At 51.9% G+C, this 21241-nt stretch carries 21 protein-coding genes and 1 pseudogene; 4 read left to right on the forward strand and 18 right to left on the reverse strand.

Translation table 11 applies throughout. The features are described 5' to 3' along the window. Positions 1-49: 49 nt before the first annotated feature. Genes SACSAC_RS01235 through SACSAC_RS01245 form a run of 3 tightly spaced genes read right to left on the reverse strand, consistent with a single transcriptional unit; the run spans position 50 to position 4594 of the window. On the reverse strand, positions 50-1306 hold the full coding sequence (locus SACSAC_RS01235; protein ID WP_037282642.1) for an ABC transporter permease: 1257 nt from the start codon (positions 1304-1306) through the stop codon (positions 50-52). Then, positions 1303-2016, reverse strand: a complete 714-nt coding sequence (locus SACSAC_RS01240) for an ABC transporter ATP-binding protein (protein ID WP_425414828.1) — start codon at positions 2014-2016, stop codon at positions 1303-1305. Before SACSAC_RS01240 ends, SACSAC_RS01235 begins: the two co-directional genes overlap by 4 nt. Beyond that, positions 2000-4594: an HlyD family efflux transporter periplasmic adaptor subunit gene (locus tag SACSAC_RS01245; protein WP_037282646.1), complete on the reverse strand. Its 2595-nt coding sequence runs from the start codon at positions 4592-4594 to the stop codon at positions 2000-2002. The genes SACSAC_RS01240 and SACSAC_RS01245 overlap by 17 nt, the downstream gene beginning before the upstream one ends. 193 nt (positions 4595-4787) lie before the next feature. Between SACSAC_RS01245 and SACSAC_RS01250 the strand changes: the two genes are divergently transcribed. Together SACSAC_RS01250 and SACSAC_RS01255 are read left to right on the forward strand one after the other, a co-directional pair. Then, entirely contained in the window at positions 4788-5489 is a 702-nt protein-coding gene (locus tag SACSAC_RS01250) for a response regulator transcription factor (protein WP_037282647.1), read from the forward strand. Next, complete coding sequence (locus SACSAC_RS01255) at positions 5482-6789, forward strand: HAMP domain-containing sensor histidine kinase (protein WP_037282649.1); 1308 nt, start codon at positions 5482-5484, stop codon at positions 6787-6789. The genes SACSAC_RS01250 and SACSAC_RS01255 overlap by 8 nt, the downstream gene beginning before the upstream one ends. A 310-nt stretch (positions 6790-7099) precedes the next feature. Here the strand turns inward: SACSAC_RS01255 and SACSAC_RS28165 are convergent, their stop codons facing one another. From SACSAC_RS28165 to SACSAC_RS01275, 5 genes are all read right to left on the reverse strand, one after another. Beyond that, positions 7100-7261, reverse strand: a complete 162-nt coding sequence (locus SACSAC_RS28165) for a hypothetical protein (RefSeq protein ID WP_169833742.1) — start codon at positions 7259-7261, stop codon at positions 7100-7102. Between the two features lie 133 nt (positions 7262-7394). Next, positions 7395-8123, reverse strand: coding sequence for an ABC transporter ATP-binding protein (locus tag SACSAC_RS01260; RefSeq protein ID WP_425414829.1), 729 nt, complete (start codon positions 8121-8123; stop codon positions 7395-7397). Between the two features lie 92 nt (positions 8124-8215). Further along, on the reverse strand, positions 8216-8830 hold the full coding sequence (locus SACSAC_RS01265; RefSeq protein ID WP_037282653.1) for a histidine phosphatase family protein: 615 nt from the start codon (positions 8828-8830) through the stop codon (positions 8216-8218). A 148-nt stretch (positions 8831-8978) separates the two neighbouring features. Beyond that, positions 8979-9596 carry an NUDIX hydrolase gene (locus tag SACSAC_RS01270; protein ID WP_037282656.1) on the reverse strand — a complete coding sequence of 206 codons (618 nt, stop codon included), beginning with the start codon at positions 9594-9596 and terminating at the stop codon, positions 8979-8981. Positions 9597-9747: 151 nt separating this feature from the next. Beyond that, entirely contained in the window at positions 9748-10776 is a 1029-nt protein-coding gene (locus SACSAC_RS01275; RefSeq protein ID WP_037282658.1) for an HD-GYP domain-containing protein, read from the reverse strand. A 297-nt stretch (positions 10777-11073) separates the two neighbouring features. Between SACSAC_RS01275 and SACSAC_RS01280 the strand changes: the two genes are divergently transcribed. Beyond that, positions 11074-11793: a 3-keto-5-aminohexanoate cleavage protein gene (locus tag SACSAC_RS01280; RefSeq protein WP_037282661.1), complete on the forward strand. Its 720-nt coding sequence runs from the start codon at positions 11074-11076 to the stop codon at positions 11791-11793. A gap of 105 nt (positions 11794-11898) precedes the next feature. Here the strand turns inward: SACSAC_RS01280 and SACSAC_RS01285 are convergent, their stop codons facing one another. From SACSAC_RS01285 to SACSAC_RS27455, 9 genes and pseudogenes are all read right to left on the reverse strand, one after another. Continuing rightward, on the reverse strand, positions 11899-12801 hold the full coding sequence (locus SACSAC_RS01285; RefSeq protein ID WP_037282664.1) for a manganese catalase family protein: 903 nt from the start codon (positions 12799-12801) through the stop codon (positions 11899-11901). Between the two features lie 262 nt (positions 12802-13063). Then, positions 13064-14971, reverse strand: coding sequence for a beta-glucoside-specific PTS transporter subunit IIABC (locus SACSAC_RS01290; RefSeq protein WP_037282667.1), 1908 nt, complete (start codon positions 14969-14971; stop codon positions 13064-13066). Positions 14972-15242: 271 nt separating this feature from the next. Next, positions 15243-16085, reverse strand: coding sequence for a BglG family transcription antiterminator LicT (gene licT, locus SACSAC_RS01295; protein ID WP_037282670.1), 843 nt, complete (start codon positions 16083-16085; stop codon positions 15243-15245). Between the two features lie 276 nt (positions 16086-16361). Then, the gene (locus SACSAC_RS01300; protein ID WP_037282674.1) at positions 16362-16796 is read right to left on the reverse strand and encodes a GNAT family N-acetyltransferase; all 435 of its coding nucleotides are present in this window, start codon (positions 16794-16796) and stop codon (positions 16362-16364) included. Beyond that, the gene (locus SACSAC_RS01305; RefSeq protein ID WP_051506776.1) at positions 16797-17327 is read right to left on the reverse strand and encodes a GNAT family N-acetyltransferase; all 531 of its coding nucleotides are present in this window, start codon (positions 17325-17327) and stop codon (positions 16797-16799) included. After that, positions 17324-17722 carry a hypothetical protein gene (locus tag SACSAC_RS01310; protein ID WP_037282677.1) on the reverse strand — a complete coding sequence of 133 codons (399 nt, stop codon included), beginning with the start codon at positions 17720-17722 and terminating at the stop codon, positions 17324-17326. Before SACSAC_RS01310 ends, SACSAC_RS01305 begins: the two co-directional genes overlap by 4 nt. Then, on the reverse strand, positions 17719-18183 hold the full coding sequence (locus SACSAC_RS01315) for a ribosomal maturation YjgA family protein (protein ID WP_037282680.1): 465 nt from the start codon (positions 18181-18183) through the stop codon (positions 17719-17721). The genes SACSAC_RS01310 and SACSAC_RS01315 overlap by 4 nt, the downstream gene beginning before the upstream one ends. Then, on the reverse strand, positions 18180-18713 hold the full coding sequence (locus tag SACSAC_RS01320; RefSeq protein ID WP_037282682.1) for a histidine phosphatase family protein: 534 nt from the start codon (positions 18711-18713) through the stop codon (positions 18180-18182). Before SACSAC_RS01320 ends, SACSAC_RS01315 begins: the two co-directional genes overlap by 4 nt. A gap of 18 nt (positions 18714-18731) precedes the next feature. Next, positions 18732-18869, reverse strand: a pseudogene (locus tag SACSAC_RS27455) (DinB family protein); the annotation flags it as partial. A gap of 216 nt (positions 18870-19085) precedes the next feature. On the opposite strand from SACSAC_RS27455, the gene SACSAC_RS01325 reads away from it, so the two are divergent. Continuing rightward, positions 19086-20465 (forward strand): alkaline phosphatase, encoded by a 1380-nt coding sequence (locus SACSAC_RS01325; RefSeq protein ID WP_037282683.1) that lies wholly within the window; start codon positions 19086-19088, stop codon positions 20463-20465. Between the two features lie 120 nt (positions 20466-20585). Here the strand turns inward: SACSAC_RS01325 and SACSAC_RS26670 are convergent, their stop codons facing one another. Next, positions 20586-21209: a hypothetical protein gene (locus SACSAC_RS26670; RefSeq protein WP_051506777.1), complete on the reverse strand. Its 624-nt coding sequence runs from the start codon at positions 21207-21209 to the stop codon at positions 20586-20588. Positions 21210-21241: the final 32 nt, after the last annotated feature.

Raw genomic sequence — 21241 nt, forward strand, 5'->3', positions numbered from 1 at the left:
TTAGGCAAAAAGGATTCGGCTGGAGAAGGTTTTCGGCTCGATTATGGATTTACTCGTAGCGCAACGCATCAATCGGATTCAATTTCGCTGCCTTGTTTGCCGGATAATAACCGAAGAAAATTCCGATAAACATCGAGAACAACACGGTCCCCAAAATGATATACGGGGATAAGACGAAGTCCGCCCCCATCAGCTTGGAACCGATAAAGCCGAGAATCAAGCCCAACGTAATCCCGATCAAGCCTCCCGTCACGGACAGAACGACTGCTTCCGCCACGAATTGCGTGCGAATATGGGCGTCTTTGGCTCCCAAGGCTTTGCGAACGCCGATCTCGTGCGTCCGCTCCGTCACGGAAACCAGCATGATGTTCATGACGCCGATCCCGCCGACGATCAGAGCGATGCTGGCAACGGCCGCGACCGCAAGCGATAAAGTTTTCATCATCGAATTAGTCGATTCCAGCTCGCTTTTCATATTGTAGGCGTACGATTCCCATTCTTTGTTTTTCTCGTACAGCTTGCTTAAATAGGCGATGATCTTATCCGTGAATACATTCAGATCCGTCCCTGTACGGGGGACGACGGTTAACGACGTATAGCCTTTATACTGCGAATCTTTTTTGGCGGTGCTGACCGGAATATAGCTGCTGGTCTCCAGATCTTTGTCAGATGCCATCGCGCCCATTCCGGACGGCTGGGTATACTGATAAACGCCGATAATCGTGAACTGCTTAATCGCTTTGTCCGTGTAGATAATCATATTATTGCCAATGGCTGCTTTATTCGATCCGTATAGCGCATCCGCGGTACGATCGGACACTACAATGACGTTGCGCGTCCCCTTGATATCCGCATCGCTGACATAACGACCTTCCGCCATTTTGACCTTATTGGCTTTGGCATACCCTACATTGACGCCAGTAATCGAGACATTGCTGTATTTGCGGGCTAGTTTGGCTTTCCCGCGTCCGGCATCTTCCGATAAAGACAAGGTCTCGATCTCCGGGAACCGACTCAACATCGTATCGATTTGCTCGTTGGAGATGCGGTCCGAATCTTTGGGAACTTTGGCTGTTGCCGTATCAAACTCTCCGCTCATTTCCTCCGCCCGCATCTGCATCCCGATCGACACATTGTTGATGCCGAACTCCGCGAATTGATTCGTTACCGACGAGGTCATTGCATTACCTACGGAGATAACGGCAATAACCGATGAAATCCCGATAATGATCCCCAACATAGTAAGAAACGAACGCATTTTGTTGGCACGCAGACTCTCCAGGGAAAGCAAAAGATTTTCAATCATGAAAGGGTGCCTCCCCTATTCGACCCAGCCTTGTCCGAGACGATCCGCCCGTCTTTAACAGTAACGACGCGGGGACATAGCTCTGCCAATTCAGTCGAGTGCGTGATGAATAAAATGGTCTTCTTCTCTTCCCGGTGGATGCGCAGGAAGATGTCCATGACCAGATTGCCGGTCTTGGAATCCAAAGCGCCTGTCGGTTCGTCGGCCAAAATAATATCCGGATTGTTCGCCAGCGCACGGGCAATGGCGACCCGCTGCTTCTGACCGCCCGACAGCTCATTCGGCTGGTGATCCATCCGTTCGTCCATGCCCATCATGGTGAGCAGTTCTTTGGCGCGACGTTGACGTTCGGCTGGCTTGACGCCTGCATAGACCATCGGCAGCTCGACGTTTTTTAAAGCGCTGTTGCGCGGAATAAGATTGAACGATTGAAACACAAACCCGATCTTCTGATTCCGAATCTGTGCCAGTTCATCCCGGTTCATCCGCTGGATCGGCGTGCCGCCTAACTCATATTCTCCGCTGCTCGGTTGATCCAGCGCTCCGATAATATTCATGAGCGTGGATTTGCCCGAACCGGATTGTCCGACGATCGCGACAAACTCTCCGGAAGCAATGTGCAAATCAATCCCGTCAAGCACCGTGATTTCATTGGGCGTACCTGCGAAATAGCGCTTGACCACATTACGAATCTCAATCATTGTAAGCAGCCTCCCCTTTGAGTTCGGGTGAAGCCGTAAGCAGGTCGCTTGCCTCCTGTGCAGCCGAGATAATTGTCATTCCTTGCGAAAGCTGAGGCGACTGAATCTCGACACTGATATCGTTTTGAATGCCTAATGCAACCGGAAGCTCTTGCAGTTGACCATTCTGCAGAACATAGATCATATCTCCGCGATCCCCTGCTGTTACGGCGTCCAAAGGTACTGAAAATACGTCGTTCTTCTGATCCAGCACAATGGTCATCCGTGCGTTCATCCCTACGCGAATACGCGGGTCGGCCTTATCGATATCCACATTGGCCGCAAATTGCACGCTGGTATTGACCGCTGCCGCTGCTGTCGAATCTCCGGCAGTCGCATTCTTTACAGCAGATGCACCGACGTAAGCCAGCTTCGCCTTGAACTCTTCGTCGCCTGTACCATCCGTTTTGACGAAAGCGGGTTGACCGACCTGCATAGAGCCGATATCCGCTTCGCCGATCGCCGCGGATACCGTCAGCTTCGACGTATCCTCCACCGTAAACATCAATCCTGCGGCAAATTGATCCACGGTCGCATTTTTAAACGTTACGGTTCCGGAAATCGGCGATGTGATCACCGTATCCGCAAGCTGCTTCTGTAATTTGTCCAAGCTTACCTGTTGCAGTTCGATACTGAGCTGAGCGGCATCGTCCGTTTTGGATTCGGCAATTTGCTGGCTCAACTGCGCGCTCTCGTAACTGTTTTTGGCCCTTTCCAGGGCCGATGCCGCGGTGGCAAAAGCTTCGCTTTGGTTTTTCAGCGCGCTTTCATAGCCGAGTTTTGTTTTCTCAAGGGATTCTTGTGCAGCCGCAAGAGCTTCATTCGCGGTGTTCCCCGTATTTTGATAGGCTTGTTTGGCTTTATCCAACGTATCCCGTGCTGTCGTCAACGACTCTTCGGAACTGCTCACGGCGTTATCATACGCTTGTTTAGCTTTTTCCAGACTATCCTGAGCACCGACCAGGGACTCGGATGCCCCTTTAAGTGCCGCGTCGTACGCTTGTTTGCTTTTCTCTAGTGCATCTCCTGCACTGGCCAATGCTTCTTGGGAACTGTTCCAGGTACCGTCAAAAGATTGCTTGGCTTTGTCCCATGTATCTTTGGCGTTTATTTTGGCATCGGCAGCGCTTTTAAGTGCCGAATCATAGCTGATTTGCGCACGATCTACAGCCTGCTTGGCCTGTTCCAGCGCTTCGGCGGAACTTTCCACGGACTGTTTATAATCCAGATTGGAGCTGGTCACGGCATCTTGAGCTGATTTGATGCTGTCGCGCTGCGTTTGGTTGGCTACCGTAAGCGCGGCTTGCTTCTCGCTAATATTCGCGCTTGCTTGATCGACTGTACTTTTCAGCGCGGGATCGCCGGCAGGCAGATCAGCGGTTTTGCTGGCCTCGTAAGCAGCCGACGCCGCTCTATATTCCTGATCCGCATTTTGCAAAGCTATCGTCGCCTGGTTCACCTGGCTGTTGGCACCGCTTTGCGCTTGATTCAAAGCATCGACTGCGCTGTTGTATCGATTCAATGCGGATTGCTCGTTAAGCGGCTTTCCTTTTTGCAGTTGGGCGTATTTGTTGGTTGCCGAAGTCAGTTCCGCTTTTGCTATTTTAACCGTCGGCGTACTTTCGATCGGAAGCTGCGATTCTTTATAAGCCCGCTCCGCAATTTCCAGATCTTTTTTTGCGGACTGTACGGTCGGCGTGAAGTTCCCCTGCGCGACCAACTGATCATAGGCACGCTGAGCGACCTCTACGTCTTTTTTGGCGGACAACACGGAGTTGCCCGAGTTCCCTTTGCTTTGAGCTGCCAGCGCGTCGTACTGACGTTGAGCGATATCCAGCTCTTTTTTTGCCGAAACCACTGTCGTACTCGATTGTCCTTGATCCTGACTCAGCAGTGTATCATATTGGCGCTGTGCTATTTCCAGGTCCTTTTTAGCCGACAGCAATGTGCTGCCTGCCGCTCCTTCTGCTTGTTCACGCGTAATGGCAAGCTGACGCTCGGCGGTCTTCACGTCTGCTTGGGCCGACAATACCGCGGTACCGGGATTTTTCTCGGCCTGCGCCTTCGTGTCATCGTATTGGCGTTGAGCCGTCTGTACTTCAAGCGCAGCCGAGTCTACGCTGCCCTTCGCGGTCGCGATGGCGTTTTTATTGTCCGTACCTGCGCTTTTCAGCGATTCTTTGGAGTTCTGCAAGTTCAATTCGGCCGACTTGATATCCAAAATCAGATCCGCGGTAGCGAGCGTAGCCAGCTTTTGCCCGGCTTTCACCACGTCGCCCTCCTTCACCAAAACTTCGGTTAATTTGAGCGAAGAAGGGGCATAGACGTTCCGGCTATTTTGACTGCGTACGCTGCCCGACACCAGCAATGTACGAGTAATCTCTCCTTTTTCCAGTGACGTTGTCTGCAGGTTCTCCAAGCTTTGTCCTTCCGCGCTTTTGGCGCTTAGCATCGAAGACCAAATCCACCATGCGGCGATCGCCAGGAACAAAAGCGTAATCCATATCCATTTATGCTTAAAAATTTGTCCGATTCTATTCATTTTCATGTTCGATCCTTTCTTGTTGGGTTATCGAATACACACCCTAAAAAGTTACCGAAGCAACCTTAAGAACCGCCAATGCCAATTCTTAATAATTCTTAAGTGGAGTTCAGATTTGACCGACAAACAAGGTAGAATGAACCAGATGATAAAAACAGACTTAACGATAAAAATCAGCTCCGCGCATGGAGGAACTCCTGTGAATGATCCCAAAACCATTTTGATCGCCGACGATAATAACGAGATTCGAGAAATTGTTCGTGTCTTATTGGAAAGCGAGAACTACGAAGTGATTGAAGCCGTGGACGGCGAAGATGCGGTGAACAAGGTCACGGAACAGGTCGACCTCATTATTCTCGATATCATGATGCCCGTGAAATCCGGCTTCAAAGCGTGTATCGATATTCGGGAGAAAACGAGTGCCCCTATCCTTTTCCTCACTGCCAAAACGCAGGATTCGGATAAGTACATGGCCTTTTCCGTCGGAAGCGACGATTATATGTCCAAGCCTTTTTCCTATACGGAGTTGGTCTATCGGGTCAAAGCGCTGCTGCGGCGATACTATGTGTACCGGGGGAAAGAAAAAACGGCTGCTTCCTCCAACCTGATCCAAATTCGCGACTTGTCGATCAATACGGACTCCCATGAAGTGACGATAGACGGCAAAGAAATCGTACTGACCGATATCGAATATCAAATCCTGCTGCTCATGGCGCAAAACCAACGCAAAATCTTTTCCGCGCAAAATCTGTACGAAAGCGTGTGGGAAGAACCTTACTTTTACAGCTGCAACAATACCGTGATGGTTCATATCCGTAACTTACGAAAGAAAACGGAACACGATCCCCAGGAGCCCAAGCTGATCAAGACCGTATGGGGAAAGGGGTATCGCATTGAGTAGGCCTTCTTTTCGCTTAAAATTGAAGGTCCAGTTGACCGCAGCCTTGGTCGTAGCGGTCGTGCTGGCCTTTCTGCTGTTCATTGCGCTGCAATCGCTCGGCTCTACCTTACTTGATCGTCACTTCGGCCAACCTTCTTTCGTGGCGCAGCAGAACCAGAAGATGATCGCCGAGTTGTCGGAATTCGTTTCGCAAAATCGTTTAAGCATCCATGACGATCAACGATTGAACGACTGGTCGAGTAAAAAAAAATATTTGACGGTCTATGTCTATCAGGATAAAAAGCTGGTGTACTCCTCGGATGGATTCTATGTGCAAGCTGAAGGAGAAAGCGCCGAGCCTTTTGTCTCTGACGAATCCCTGTATAACGTTTCGTTTACGGACGCCGATGCTCAGGTCTTCATCGAGTCCTTCGCGGAGTACCGCTATTACACGATGGTCACTTTTGCCTCTCTGGCTGTCGCATTCGCGTTCTTCCTATGCGCGGTGCTGCTGTTGATTAACGTCAAGACCTCGTACATCGAAGTGTTGGAAAACGAGATCAAAATTCTGGAAGGCGGCAATCTGGAGTACCCGATCACGATCAAAGGGAAAGATGAGTTGTCGTCTTTGGCGCAGAGCATCAACGAGATGAGAAAGTCTTTTATCGAACGGTTGGAAAACGAGGAGCTGGCCCGAAAAGCCAACAACGAGCTGGTGACCGCCATGTCGCACGATTTGCGCACTCCGCTTACCGCGTTGATCGGCTATCTCGACATTATCCAATATCGCAAATACAAGTCGGACGAACAGCTTTTCAAATATATCGCGAACAGCAAAGACAACGCCTACCGGATCAAGCATCTGTCCGATCAATTGTTTGAATACTTTTTGGTGTCTTACAGTCAAAACGATCTGCTGGAGTTGGACGAATACGACGGGCTGCCTTTGCTCGATCAAATGATTGGCACGCATGCTCCTCTGTTGATGGATGAAGGGTTTGAATTTGAGTTCATTCCCTGCAACGAGCCGTTCACGCTGAGCATCCACGTCATTTCGATGCAGCGGGTGTTTGATAATTTATTTTCCAATCTGCTCAAGTATGCGGATAAGTCGGAGCCTGTCACGATCGTGTGTACCTTGCAGGAGAGATGGCTGTATATTCACGTTAAAAATCGGATCAAGCAAGGCAGCGTCCATGCGGACAGCAACAGTATCGGGATTAAAGTGTGCGAGCAGATCGTGCAGAATCACGGGGGGAGCTTTGATGTGGTGAGGACGGAGAAAATGTACAGCGTGGAGGTTAGTTTGCCGGTGGGGTAACTTAGATCCTGTTCGTAAACGATTTTGCCTGGCGCTGCGGGAGAAATTCGTTCAAGTCGCTGTCTCACTCGGAAAGCCTCCGGCTTTACGGCTCAAAGGCGACTTTCACTGAATTTCTCCCTCCGCTGGCTTTGCTCGCCGTTACTCAAAAGATCAAAATTACGGGTTTTATATTAGGGAAGAGATTCAAGATATAGACCTTCAATAAACGAAAGAAGTAAAAAAACGACGCCGATGTTCGGGCGTCGTTTTTTGATGAAGCTATGTTTAGGGGTGTTGCCGCAACGAAATCATGAAGATTTCGGGCGGGTTACTTTTTGTCGTCTTCGTCGCCGGCGGCTTTCGGAGAAGGTTTGTTGTCCCACTCGTCGGCCTGCGTTTCGACGTTGGCTCCGTTTTCTTTGCGCGTTTTTTCCATCAAAGTATCTTCGCCGGCGCTTTGTTGATTCGGATCTTGGTTGGAATCTGTCATGTTGTTTCCTCCTCAAAAGGTTCTGAATGATTGTTTCGACAACATATCATTACCCGTTATGCGAAGAAAAAAACAAAGGTTTTCAAAATGACGGATAAAAGACAAACAACGGATGCAAGATAAGTCTTCGCGATTAGCGAACGGATAGCCAGGCTCGGCCGCCGCGCCATTCTACGCCGACGGGCATTTCGAAGAAATCGGACAGGTTGCCGTCGCTTAAAATTTCGTTTGAGCGGCCTTGGGCGAAAATTTCTCCGCGGCGGATCAATAGCGAGTGGGAGAATACCGGAGAGATCTCTTCGGTGTGGTGCGTGACGAGCAGCAATGTAGGCGCGTCGGGACGCGAAGACAAGGCATCGATGCTTTGCAGCAGCGCTTCGCGGGAGATGAAGTCCAGACCGTTGCTGGCTTCGTCCAGAATCAGCAGCTTCGGGGAAGCCATAAGGGCGCGCGCGATCAGGAGCTTCTGTTTCTCGCCTTGCGAACAGGTCTGATAAGCGCGTCCGATCAGGTGGGAGCAGCCCAAGTCGCGCATGAGTTCTTCGGCCTTTTCGCGGTCTGCCTGCTCAATCTCCGCATACAGCCCGATCGAGGCATGGCGACCGCTGATGACGATCTCCAGCGCTTGCTCGTTCGGACGGATTTTCTCTTGTAGCGATGAGCTTACCCAGCCGATCGATTTACGCAATTCCCGCAAGTCGATCGTGCCGAATCTATGTCCAAGTACCGATATTTCGCCGCTCGTCGGCCACATATATCCGTTGATCATGTTCAGAATGCTTGTTTTGCCGGAACCGTTAAGTCCCAGCACCGCCCAATGCTGGCCTTCTTCGACGGTCCAGTTGATGTCTTGCAAAATCATGTTTTCTCCGCGTCTCCAGGAGACGTTTTGCAATTCGATAACCGAGGCCACATTCTTTCCTCCTTTAAAGCAGTATATCGTCCCGTCTTCGATTAACTCCGCAAATGCTCCTGCGCGTTCATAAACACGATTCGCTTGCGAGAACCGTCGATGCGCCAAAGGTGGATTCCCGTATCTCCCGTAGCCAGAGAAATCTCCGATTGAAACGGCAGATTCGTTAAGCTATGGAACAACATATTAATCATGCCTCCATGCGAAACGATGCAAATTCGATGCAGGTCCGATTTGTTTTTTTGGGCAAAAAGCAGCTTCGACAAAAAAGCTTCCGCCCGGGCACGAAACTGAATTTCCGATTCGGCCTCGGCAAATGTATCATGCGGCTGACGCCCCGTGCTCGGCAGCGGATAACGAAGCCGCGCTTCGTCGCGCTTGAGACCCGCCAGCAATCCGTTGTTCCATTCCATAAGATCTTCATCATACGCGACCGAGAGTTTGCACTCTTGAGCGATCGCTTCGGCTGTGCGCGCAGCGCGCTTCAGCGGACTGGCCAGGATCTCATGCGGACGATACCGCTTCGCGATCCAGGCTGCGGCAAGACCTGCCTGACGCTCGCCGAGCGGCGTCAGTTCAAAATCCGCCCGGCCTTCGTGGCGGTCTTCCAAATCCGCCTGCGACTCGCCGTGCCGCACGACCAACAATTCTATCATCAGTGTTCCATCCCCCAATATGCGCTATAATATGCGATCTATCCTTATTGTCGTCCTTTTTTCCGGTTCAATCAATCGGTAGATTCTATCATGAATTTTTCATGCTATGATTTTTAATTATAGGAAATATTCATCGACCTGTTCGGCGTCAATCCACCCATACCGCACGCTCCGGATTACGCAAGTACTCGAACATGGTTTTGACTTGATGCTCCGTGTTGCGCTCGATCGAAAGCGGCGGCAAGTCTTCTTCGCCGAAAAACCCGACCTCGCTCGTCTCCATCGTCGCGGTGGCCTCTCCGCCTGTGATTTCGCAGTGGATAAACATTTTATACACATGAAAAGGCGAAACCGGATGATCGTGGAATTTTTTATCGAGAACCGCCAGCAACCTGCCCGCCTCTGCCGCATATCCCGTTTCCTCAGCAATTTCTTTCACGACATTCTCCTTGGCTGACAGACCGATATCTGCCCAGCCTCCGGGTAGAGACCACGCACCATCCAGACGTTCGCGCACCAGTAATACTTTATTCTCTTGGAAAATGACGCCCCGTACATCTACCTTCGGTGTCGCATACCCAGTCTCTCCCGCGAACAGCTCGCGCAGTTGCGCGGTCTCAACGCCCGTATACTCGTGCATAATTTCCAAACTGATCGTTCTCAACATTTCAAAGCGCTCCAGATCATAGACATCTCTGGAGTATTCCAATCCCGCTTGGCTAATCGCCTGAATTTGTTTAGCCCACTCCAGCCACTTCGGTTGCATGATACCTTCCTCCTCGTACACAGTTACATGTCATTCCTGTTCGTTCGAGATCCGTGAATGAAATCCCTCTTCTCCTTCACGGTGTTTGCGTACATTCGAATATAAAAAAGGCTCACCGAAAATTTTCGGAAAGCCTTTTACAACTCTTCGTTTATAGGAAAACTTCTTCAACCGCCAGATTTCGCTCCCGCGACAAGTCGTGGAATTGATCGCCAACGCGCACGAGCGGCTTGAAGATGTCGGACGGATTATTCAAAATAATCGTGCCTGTATCTCCGCTGCTCAGACGAACGTTTTTGCCGATCAGATTCGACATCAGATGTTGCACGAGTGCCTGTACCGGCTTTTCGTTCAACTTGCCGAAGCCCAGTTCGCTCACTTCGCGCAAAATATCGAGCAATGGACGCTTCGGCTCGCCCTTCTTGCCTTCGGACAATCTCAAGTATGTATCGGCAACGGCTACAATTTGCGAATAAGGGTGAATGTCCGGTTTGGTCAATCCCTGCGGATAACCCGAACCGTCCTCGCGTTCATGGTGCTGAAGCGCCACAAGGGCCGTCGTTTCGTCATTCATCGAATTTTTGATCACGTCATGGCCCAGTTTCGCATGCTTGCGCAGTTCTTGCATATCGTATTCGGTCAAATAATCCGTCCGATTGCGAATCGTCGGCGAAATTTTGCTTTTCCCGATGTCGTGCAAATAACCGGCTTTGCTGACCGCGTAACACTCTTCGCGCGAATAACCCAGCCAGGTCGCCATATAATACGACAACATGCCGACTTGCATCGAGTGGTTATATAAACTCACGTCTTCGCGTTCGAGCACCAGCAGCAGCGACACGATGTCGCGATGTTCGTCGACGGTACGCAGCAGCGGTTCGAGCTGAAGATCGACCGTGGACTCCTCGAACTTCCCGCTGGTCAAAGCTTCCAAGAAAATAGACTGGTACCCGCGAATGGCAAGCTCGATATGACTCTGCATAACGGCGCTAAGCACGCCCGGTCCTGTCTCGGAACCACGAGGTTCGATCTCGACATAGTCGATTTTGTGCCGGTTCAGCAGATCGGTCTCCTCGATCTTCACGACTGTTCCTCTTGGCAGTACGTGCAAACCCGCCGGGTTAAATGCATCTTCTTTCAGCATATCGCCTTGTTGAAGATCCGTTACATGGATTCGCAATGGACAACCCCCTCGATGTACTTACAACTTCCTTTTATAAAAAATATCGGATGCAAATTTTTTTTCATTAGTAAGCAGGCGCGAATGACGACTTTAGTCGGGTAAAAAGAGCGATAAATAAGGCAAAGTGACTATTCTTTCATGAATTAAATGGAAAAATGTAGACATTAATAAAAGAAAATATAAGCAGCAATAGCCTTAAAAAAACGTTATCATCTTCCGATAATTGGAATATACTAGTATCTGGTTAGACTTAAACCATTGGATTGTGCTCGTTGACCACAAGGAGGACGCCGCATGCTGCAAGCTTGTTTGAACGGTTCCCGGACCCGAGAAGACCACCCGGCGGTTCCTTATACATCGGAGGAAATCGCAAGCGACGCCGAAAAGTCGGTTCGTGCCGGGGCTGCCGAGCTGCATATCCATATTCGCGACCGGGAAGGCAAAGAAAGCCTTGCGGCGGACGATGTCGCTCGCATTCTTTCGGCAGTGCGCGAACGAGTGCCGGGCGTCCCCGTCGGAATATCGACCGCCTGGTCGATATTGCCGGATAGCGCGGCGCGCATGCAGCTCCTGCGTTCTTGGCATGTCGTTCCGGACTATGTCTCGATCAATATTCATGAGCCTGATGCGGAATGGATCATTGCAACAGCGCTATCGCGGGGAATCAATGTCGAAGCCGGCCTTTGTTCCGAAGCGGACGCGGAACGCTTCGTGGCCATGCCCGGCTGCGAATCATGCTTGAGGGTGCTGATCGGGATTCATGATCCCCATCCCGGGCGGGAGTCTTCCATGGTGCGCAATATCCGCAAAGTGCTGAAGCGCGCAGGGTGTACGTTGCCTATTCTGCTGCACGGCTCCGATGCGACCATGTGGCCCATGTACATAGAAGCAATGCTGCAAGGGTTTGGCGGCCGAATCGGACTTGAAGACGGCAGCATGCTGCTTTCCGGCCTCGCCGCCAAAGATAATGAAGAATTGGTCCGGACGGCGAAGCTGATCGAAGGGCGTTTTTGAAACGTCGGACCGTCGCGCTTGATTCGATTATATACGCAAAACAAACAGCCGTGCTTCTCTTTACGAGAAACACGGCTTCTTTTTTATTCGAGATCGCGCTTTGACTTATTCTTTGATGTTGCCGGATTGCTTCAGGCGCTTCGCGATTTCTTTGAACTCGTCCGCGGAAATGCCCGGCGCAAACTCTTCGTCGAGCGGCGGCGCTTCCGGAATCGGTACGCCTTTCGGCACGCCGTGAATGACCTCGAGCGCCGATCCGTCTTCCGGGTGGGTCCCTTTCCAGATCTGATCGATCGTCGTAAAATCGTTATCGCTCCACGTGTACAGCTTCGTATGCACGCCTTTTTCTTCATACTTCCGGGATTCGTTGAATTTCCGGTTATCCAGCGAAGGGATCGGAATCAACTTGGTCACATTGACGCCGGTTGCCACTTCGAGCGCTTTGGCATAGGCGACCACGTGAACGCCGCCGCGTACCAACAGGAAGCCGACCACGGCTCTGGCGGCAGGATGATCGGTCATTTCGTATACTTTCATCTTGTGCGTGCGCGCTCCGCATTCCAAGAAGAAATTATGCAGCAGGTCCTCCACCAGATTACCGCTGTTGAAAACGTTGGCGCCGGTCCACGGATTCCCCATGGAATCGAACGGCATTGCCCCTTGCGCACCGGCCAGGAACGGATAGGAGAAGCGGGCGTCTTTTACGGATTCGAGCGGATTTTTATCCGGGTCGCCCGGCGAAGTCGATCCTTGCATAATTTTATTGATACCGTGGCTGACCAATTCAACGTGCCCTAGTTCTTCTGCGGTGATACTCATAACCAGATCGTAGAACGGGCGAAGCTTGGACTTGGAGCGGAAATTAAACGATTGATACAGATAGTTGTTCAACGTGGACATTTCGCCGAACTTGCCTCCCAACAGCTCGTGCACCGCGGCGGCGGCGTTAGGGTCCGGCTTTTCGACATCGGGAATTTCGATCATGATCTCTTCCATGCGTTTGAACATTCAAGCCTTCCTCCCAATCGTAGATGAAGTGTACAGCTATGCAATATTAAACCCCGGGGATTTTTTCAAACAAAAAACGAAATAAATCGATCCATTATTCACACTTTTTTCAAAAATGGATCGGCGAGTTTTCGGATGAGCGGGCAAACAGGCCTGGAACGGCAAAAAGCTTCGCGCCCCCTGTATAGGGAGCGCGAAGCTTTGAATATAGCATACATCCATCGACGGCCGAATCGCACTGCCGAGACGAACGATGAACTTTTTAAACGATAGTCGTCAGCAGATAGTCGCCGTTTTTCGCGGCAGACTCCGTCGACTTCAGCACGTCGAGATATTCAGCCGAGTTGGTTACGATAACCGGAGTCGCCGTGACGTAGCCCGCTGCTTTGATCTGTTCCAGATCGAATTCAAGCAGCAGTTGACCGACTTCGACGCGATCGCCTTCCTTGACCTTTTTATCGAAAAATTGGCCTTTGAGGCGAACCGTGTTCACTCCGACGTGAATCAGCAGTTGCGCGCCGCCGTCCGTCGTGATGCCGATCGCGTGTCCGGTCGGGAATACCGTCGTAACGGTTCCCGCTGCCGGAGAAGTCAGATGACCGGAGGTCGGATCGACCACGATGCCTTGTCCCATCGCTCCCGACGAGAATGCAGGGTCAGGCAAAGTGTCCAATGCTTGAATCGCGCCTGCCAACGGGCTGACGATGATTTCTTTTTTAAGCAGGCTTTCTGCCGGAGCCGAAACGGCTTCTTCGACGCGAGCCGCTGCCGGTTGTCCGTCGGACGTGGCGGCAGGCGCACTGCTTGCGCTTGCTTCGGCAACAGGTTCTTGGAACAAGAACAGGTTCAGCAGCGCAGCCAACGCGAAAGCGACGACGATTCCGATTACGGTAGTCGCGAAGCCTGTTCCCACATAAGCCGGTATCGCCAGTACGCTGGGCAAGGCGAACGAGATTGCGCGCCCGCCGCCGGCACCGATGATTGCCGCGCCGACCGCACCCGAGATACAAGCCAAAATAAACGGTTTTTTATACTTGAGCGTAATTCCGTAAATCCCCGGTTCCGTGATCCCGAAGATCCCCGCCAATGTTGCCGAACCGGACAGTGCTTTGAGATCGCGGTTTTTGGCTTTGAGGAAAATCCCGAACAGCGCGCCGGCTTGAGCCAATACCGGTGCGGCCAGCAGCGGCAGCATCGTATCGTAACCGAGTTCGCCCAGGTTGCTGAGCATGATCGGCACGAAGCCCCAGTGCACGCCGAAGATCACGAACACCTGCCAGAATCCGCCGGCGATCAGACCTGCAACAATCGGGCTTAGGTTGTACAACCAGGTATAGCCGCTTGCCAAACCTTCGCTGATGATATTGCCGACCGGACCGAACGCGAGGAACGTGAGCGGTACGACAACAAGCAGCGTGAGCATCGGCACGAGAATGTTTTTAACCGATTGGTGCACGAACGACGCGAAGAATTTCTCGACGTAAGACTGCACCCAGACGGCCAGAATGACCGGGATAACCGTCGACGTATACGTCACCAGCACGATCGGGATACCGAAGAAGTTCAGCGCCGTTCCTGCCGATTGCGCGGCGGCGATCGCCGGATAGACAAGCGCGCCCGCGATAGCGACAGAGACGAACATATTGGTCTTGAAGCGGCGCGACGACGTGATGGCCAGGAAGATCGGCAGGAACGTGAACACGCTGTCGGACGCGGCATTCAGGATCAGATACGTGCCCGATTCCTGATTGATCCAGCCGAGCACGAGGAACAGGGCAACGAGACCTTTGAGCACCCCGGCTCCGGCCAAAGCGCCGAGCAGCGGCGAGAAGATGCTGGAGATCATGTCGACCGCGCGGTTCAACCAGCTTCCTTTTTCGCCGGATTCTTCGACTTTATCGGCACTCTCCGCATCTTTCAGGCTGGTTTGATCCATGATGCCCTTGAATACTTCGGGCACGTTATTGCCGATAACGACCTGGAACTGACCGCCGCTCTCTACGACCGTAACGACCCCCGGCGTATTGTTCAATCCTTCTTTATCCGCCTTGGCCGTATCTTTCAACTTGAATCTCAGACGCGTCGCACAGTGGAAAACGGAGCTGACATTGCTTTCGCCGCCTACGCCTTCGATGACTTTTTTCGCAATTTCTTGATCTTTCGCGCTCATGATGAGGCCTCCCTATTGGATGATGACATGCCTGTTACCGATCGACCGCCGAGTTCGCTTTGCTGAGTTTTATCCCGGAACCAACGAGCGCCGGCTGCCCGTTGCTTTCCCAGTAAAACGCAGAAAAACCTGAACTCGTGACGGAACAGACGGTTTTCGTGCAAAAAAACTTCTGCCAAAAAACGTTCGTTCTCTCACCAGCTCAGGTTTTGCCTGCATGACCAGTTACACCCTGTATCCGATAAAAATATGAAATTCGCCGCGCGGGACGTTATTCTTCGCCGCGCGTCGTGATGCGTTGAATATGAATCGTCAGATAGACGTATTCGTCTTTGCTGAGCGATTGATGATACGTGCTTTGCAAATAATCGTCGATCTTTTTAGCGCATTCGAACGCTTTGACATAACTTTTACGCACTTGTTCATACAAGAAATCTTCGCCGCTGTCTTGTACCTCATGACGCAGCAGCCGCATCGAAAAGTATTGCAAGTGCGTCAGGAACCGCGAGTAGCTGAGCGAAGATTCGTCGAGCACGATACCGTAATGGTAGGTGACGATATTGAGGATATGATGGACGATCTCCGTCATCTCCATCGTCAGCCGCATCTCCGCGCCGTCCGTGCGCGCGTTGACGATATGCAGCGCGATAAACCCCGCTTCGTCTTCCGGCAGCCGAACGTCCAGCTGCTCTTCGATCATCTTGAGCGCATCCTGTCCGATCGCATACTCTTTTTTATAAAAACGCTTGATTTCGAACAACATCGCGTTTTTGAAATCGATGCCTTTGCTGTGCCGATCAATGGCGTACGAGATATGATCGGTCAGCGACAGATAAATATTATCGTTCAATTCTTCGCCGAGTACCCGGCCCGCGTGTTCGACGATCGACTTCACCGTCTCCAGATGCGCAACCGGAATATCGTTCAATAATTCGGTCAAGCGTGCGGTCAACTCGTTGGTATTCAGCATAAAAATTTTATCGATCTTATGTTCGTCAACGGCGTCTCCGATCACTTTGTTAAAAGAGATGCCCCGCCCCATAACAATGACTTCTTTGCCCTTCGCGTTGCGGGTCAATAGCACATTGTTATTCAACACTTTTTCTATAATCACGATTCTCACTCCCGACTGCCATCGCACATTTAAGATTGCTCGTTACGAAGCTTTTGAGCAATTCAGGGATAAAAAAAGCCTAAGTTAATGCAAATATCATCAAGTCGGATGGTCAAAAAGACCCCCAGAGTTAATAATATTTGAGTTAACTTAGGCATTGCCCGCATTACCGGTCACAATCCTGTTGTCTGCCCCATTGTAGCACAGCGTATAAAGCGATTACAAGACGAAAGCTTGATTTTTTTGAAAAAAGGACAATGGACGAGGGCAAGCCCCTCAGTCCAATCTTCGGCGAAACCCGCGCACATTTTCCGTATAGCCGAGCGATTCGTAAAACGCATGAGCTTCCTTGCGGAACCCGCTTGATACGAGCAGCGCGTAGCCGCAACGGCGTTCGCGAGCGACCCATTCCGCTTCTTGCATCAGCAGCTTGCCTACCTTTTTACCGCGAAAAGCTTCCGATACGATCACATTCTCGATAACCATAAAAGGACGGCATTCGCCGATTAAATCTTCGCAAATCACGCCCATGAGGCTCCCTGCCAACCGTCCGTCTTCAAAAGCACCCAACAAGCTGTAATTGTCGTCGGACGCAATCTTGTCAAAGGTTCCTCGCATCGCTTCGGGCGACGATTTTTCTTCAACCAATTCCCCGTAAAGGACGGCAAGCTGCGGCAGATCGCCGACTTGCAGCATACGAATTTCGATCATTTAATTGTCCCCCAAAACCGATTTTTCGAAAAGCAAGCTCTCGTCGCGCGGATGTCCGGGATTGCGAATGCCGACGCGCGCGAACCCGCATTTACGTTCATAAAAAGCATGATTGCGCAGCGAATAGCCCGGTGTCTCCAGCCTCCAGAGCCTCGTGTGCGGATACATCGATTCCAAAGTCGTCCAGGCTGCAAGCGCTACGCCTTGTCCCTGAAAATCCGGATCGACGAAGAACAGCTCCAACTCGCGGATTCCGTCCTCCGGTTCCCGAACGGCAATTGCTCCGCTCAAAATTCCGTTAGCCTCGATCCGGTAAGACGGCAAGTTTTGCTCAAAAGCCAATGCTTGCAGCAAAGAACCATCCGCATAGCCGTGCGGCCCATCCTCGGCAACACCCGTATGCCGGAACGAATCGTCGTCGAATGATCGCTTCGCGATAGGGGCCAGCAGCTGAATGTCCGATGCCTTAAGCGGCAAGAGCAAGACAACAATCTTCGTATCCGCCGTCTGATGAAGCTCCTTTCCGTTCAAGATTGAACTTCCTTCATGGTGGGAATATCTTCTTCTTTGGCCCGCGGTTGATCTGCGGGGAAGGTCGGAAGCTTCGGACCCCCGTTCCCTTGACTCGGAGTCGGACGAACCGGGGAAGGCATTCGTTCCCGATTAGACTCCGGGCGGAAAAACTCGATAGCCAGAATCACGATGCCCGCGGCAAACATTAACACGCCGATGGCAAACGGAAGTCCAAGTGCCATGCTTTGCTTCAAATCGGCTTCGTAAGGCCCTCCGCCGAAGATCGCATACCATACCCGAGTTCCGTCCCATGAAGACATATTCGGCACGAACAGCACGGCTGCGATGAATATGAAGCCGACGATCCAGGTTCCCGCGAGCGTAAGCACAGAGCCGATTATGATTTTTTTCATCTATTCTCCTCCTTGCTCGAATTCGTATCCGTCTTCCGGCTCCATAGATGCAATACGCTGATATCGGCGACCCAACACGCAACAATCCCTGCCGCGTAACGTAACAGATCGACCGCCAGAAACCCGCGTCCCAACACTAGCGCGCCGAGCGTCGTGGAGCGGAGCGCATCGATCCACTCCGCCCGATACAGCTGGCTGAATTCGATTCCGAAGCTGAACAATACAGCACCGAGCGCGCATGTCCATGTTCGATAATCGGGCAGCAGTAGGCGAAAAAGCAAATAAACCATGGCTGCCCATAATGCGTCTCCGGCGTGATCGGCCCAGAATTCAGGCAGTGTCTGCGAGTAAGCCCGCGAAGCTAATCCCAGCAGCATGACCACGGTCATCGCGATTAGGTAGACGGCACGCCTTCGTAGACCGAATCGCTTGCGATGCCGAGTTTTGCGTTCGCTTCTCATCCCTCTCGCACCTCGTACTCGACGATCTCTCCTTGGGCGATGTCGGCACGCCCGACTAATGTACCGAATATCGTACCGTGTCCGGCAACGATCACATTCGAGTATTTCCGATACCGGTCCAGTACGCCTTCGATCCGGCGAAGAAGGGAATCTCGGCTTTCCCATAATTTCCGTTCGCCCGTCGGATGCGTTCCGCCGCAACGATTATAATCGTCGCGCAGCTCGCGCATCCGCTCCTCGGTATTGTATTCGAACGTTAGATCAGGCTGCCATTCTCGCAAATCGTATTCGACCGCGATATCCAAATCCAATCGCCGCGACAGGATTGCAGCCGTCTGCATCGCCCGGGTATACGGCGAAGAAAGAATAAGCTCGGCGCGGCCGAGCCTCGGATCTTCTGCCGTCTCCAGAATCTGACTGCGTCCATGCGGCGTCAAAGGCACCAAGTCTCGTCCGTTGCCTTTGAGATTAAGCGGTTTGTACGTATGCCAATCCGGCTCGCCATGCCGAATCAAATAAAAAATCGCCAACTTCCTCGCACCTTTCCTTTAAAGCGTTCCCGGCAAAATCAAATTTGCAGTAACCGGATTTTCCCCCAACTCTCTCGACCAGATCCAAAGTTGCCCGATATGATGAATCTCATGCGCGATCATATGACGCATCACGTCGCCGCATGCAAAATTCTCCATTCGATCCCTCCGCGGTCAGGCATGCTTTCACTGTACCTCCCCTTCATTAAAAATGGAAGCGCCGTTCGTCCCAAAATACTCTTGCCTTCGGAGTTTTGCGTTTTGCATATTTTTTACACAAGTATGTATGTGATTTCATATTCATCAATATACTTGAACATGTGTTCAATTATTTCCGTTCCGAAGGATACATACTCAGAGGAGGATTTTACGATGAATCGCTTGTTAAAAAAAGGACTGCCTGCCGTACTTGGTTTAACGCTCGCTGCAACTCCCGCATGGATCGGCGCAACGACTCCGACAGCTCCTGCCGCGCCAACCGCAACTCAAGCTCAAGCAGACGGCACGGTTAAAAACGTCATCTTTCTGATCGGCGACGGAATGGGCCCTTCCTATACGGCCGCATACCGTTACATGATCGATAAAGCCTCTACGCCGACGATGGAAAAAACCGTATTCGATCCGTACCTTGTCGGCATGCAAACCACGTACTCTGAGGACGAGCATCAGAACATTACCGATTCCGCTTCGGCAGCGACCGCGATGTCGGCAGCCGTCAAAACCTATAACGCGGCAATCGCCGTCGATAACGACCAGACGGAAGTCAAGACGGTTCTGGAACAAGCCAAAGAAAACGGAATGTCCACCGGACTCGTCGCGACTTCCGAGATCACGCATGCGACGCCGGCCGCTTACGGCGCGCACGATATCAGCCGTAAAAACATGGATGCCATCGCCGACGACTATTTCGACGAAATGATCGGCGGACAGCACAAGATCGACGTTTTGCTCGGCGGCGGAAAAAGCAATTTCGCGCGCAAAGACCGCGATTTGACTGCCGAATTCAAGAAAGCGGGCTTCGGCTATGTCACGGACCGCAAAGGGCTTCTGGCCAATAAAGACGAGCAGCTGCTGGGCTTGTTCGCCGACGGCGGTCTGGATAAAATGATCGATCGCACATCCGCTACGCCTTCCCTGAAGGAAATGACGAATGCCGCCCTCGACCGCCTGAGCGACAACGACAAAGGCTTTTTCCTGATGGTCGAAGGCAGTCAGATCGACTGGGCGGGTCATGATAACGATATCGTCGGCGCGATGAGCGAGATGGAAGACTTCGCGGGCGCGTTCCAAGCCGCAATCGATTTCGCGAAAAAAGACGGCAATACGCTCGTTGTCGCTACGGCGGACCATTCGACGGGCGGACTCAGCCTCGGCGCAAACGGCGAATACAATTTCAACGTCGCGCCGATCAAAGCGGCCGTCCATACCCCGGACTATATGGCAGCCAAGATCACGGCCGGCGAGTCCGTCGATAAAGTGCTGCTCCAGAACATCAAGCTGAAGCTGACGGCCGCAGAACGGGCCTCCGTGAAAAAAGCAGCCGAAAGCAAAGACGCGACGACGATCGACAACGCGATCGAAGCGATCTTCAATACCCGTTCGTTCACCGGTTGGACGACCGGCGGACATACGGGAGAAGATGTTCCGGTCTATGCTTACGGCCCGAGCAGCGAGCGGTTCGCCGGTCTGATCGACAATACGGACAATGCGAAGATCATTTTCGAATTGTTGAGCGGAAAACCGACGCGGTAACAAATCGATAACGGATTCAACAAAATCAATATTCGAAAGCCGGCAGCACGTAATCCTCGCGGTTACGTGCTTTTTGCGCGCATGGAGCATCAACATGCCTCAGCTGATCCGCAGTTGCTTTTAGCGACGGCGTTTGGCGCGGACGGCTTTTATCCCGATGAACGCCGCAATCAGCAGGGCGAAAAAGCCGCCGAATCCCCACAGAATGAAGGAAGCCCCGGGCGGCGTTCCCCAGTCTCCGCTAGGGGTTCCGGGGGAAGAGCCTGCAAGAAGTTCAATAGGTTCGCCTAATTTTTTCACGGCTGCGGGATCGGTCGTCCCCTGATAAGCTTCGTTGCCGGAGCACAATGTGGTAGTAGGCATTCCGTTGCCTTGCTTGGCAAACACCAAATATTTTTCTCCCTGCACGAATTCCATGCCGCAAGATGCGGAAAATGCCGCACTATAAAGCGTCGTCGTTTCGTAAACTTCGCCTTTCCAGGCTTGATCGACTTCGAACACGTAATATACCGGATCGGCGCTTGAACGAAGGCCGCTTAAATCGGGCGGCGTTTCTCGCCGTTCCGCGACGGTTCCGGCAAAAATGCGGTCCGCATAAGCCATGGAGCTGTTCGTATCCGACATCGCGCAGCTGCATGCGATAGCCGGTTTTGCAGCAATCGTAAGCCCGGCTCCCAACGTCGTAACGGTGATCATTAAGATCAGCAGCAAAGACAGGACTCCTCGGCGTCTGCTGGCGTGCATAACGGGTTCCCTCCTCGATCTTTTTCTCATTA

Source organism: Saccharibacillus sacchari DSM 19268 (genome assembly GCF_000585395.1).
In the GTDB taxonomy this organism is placed as follows: Bacteria; Bacillota; Bacilli; order Paenibacillales; family Paenibacillaceae; genus Saccharibacillus; species Saccharibacillus sacchari.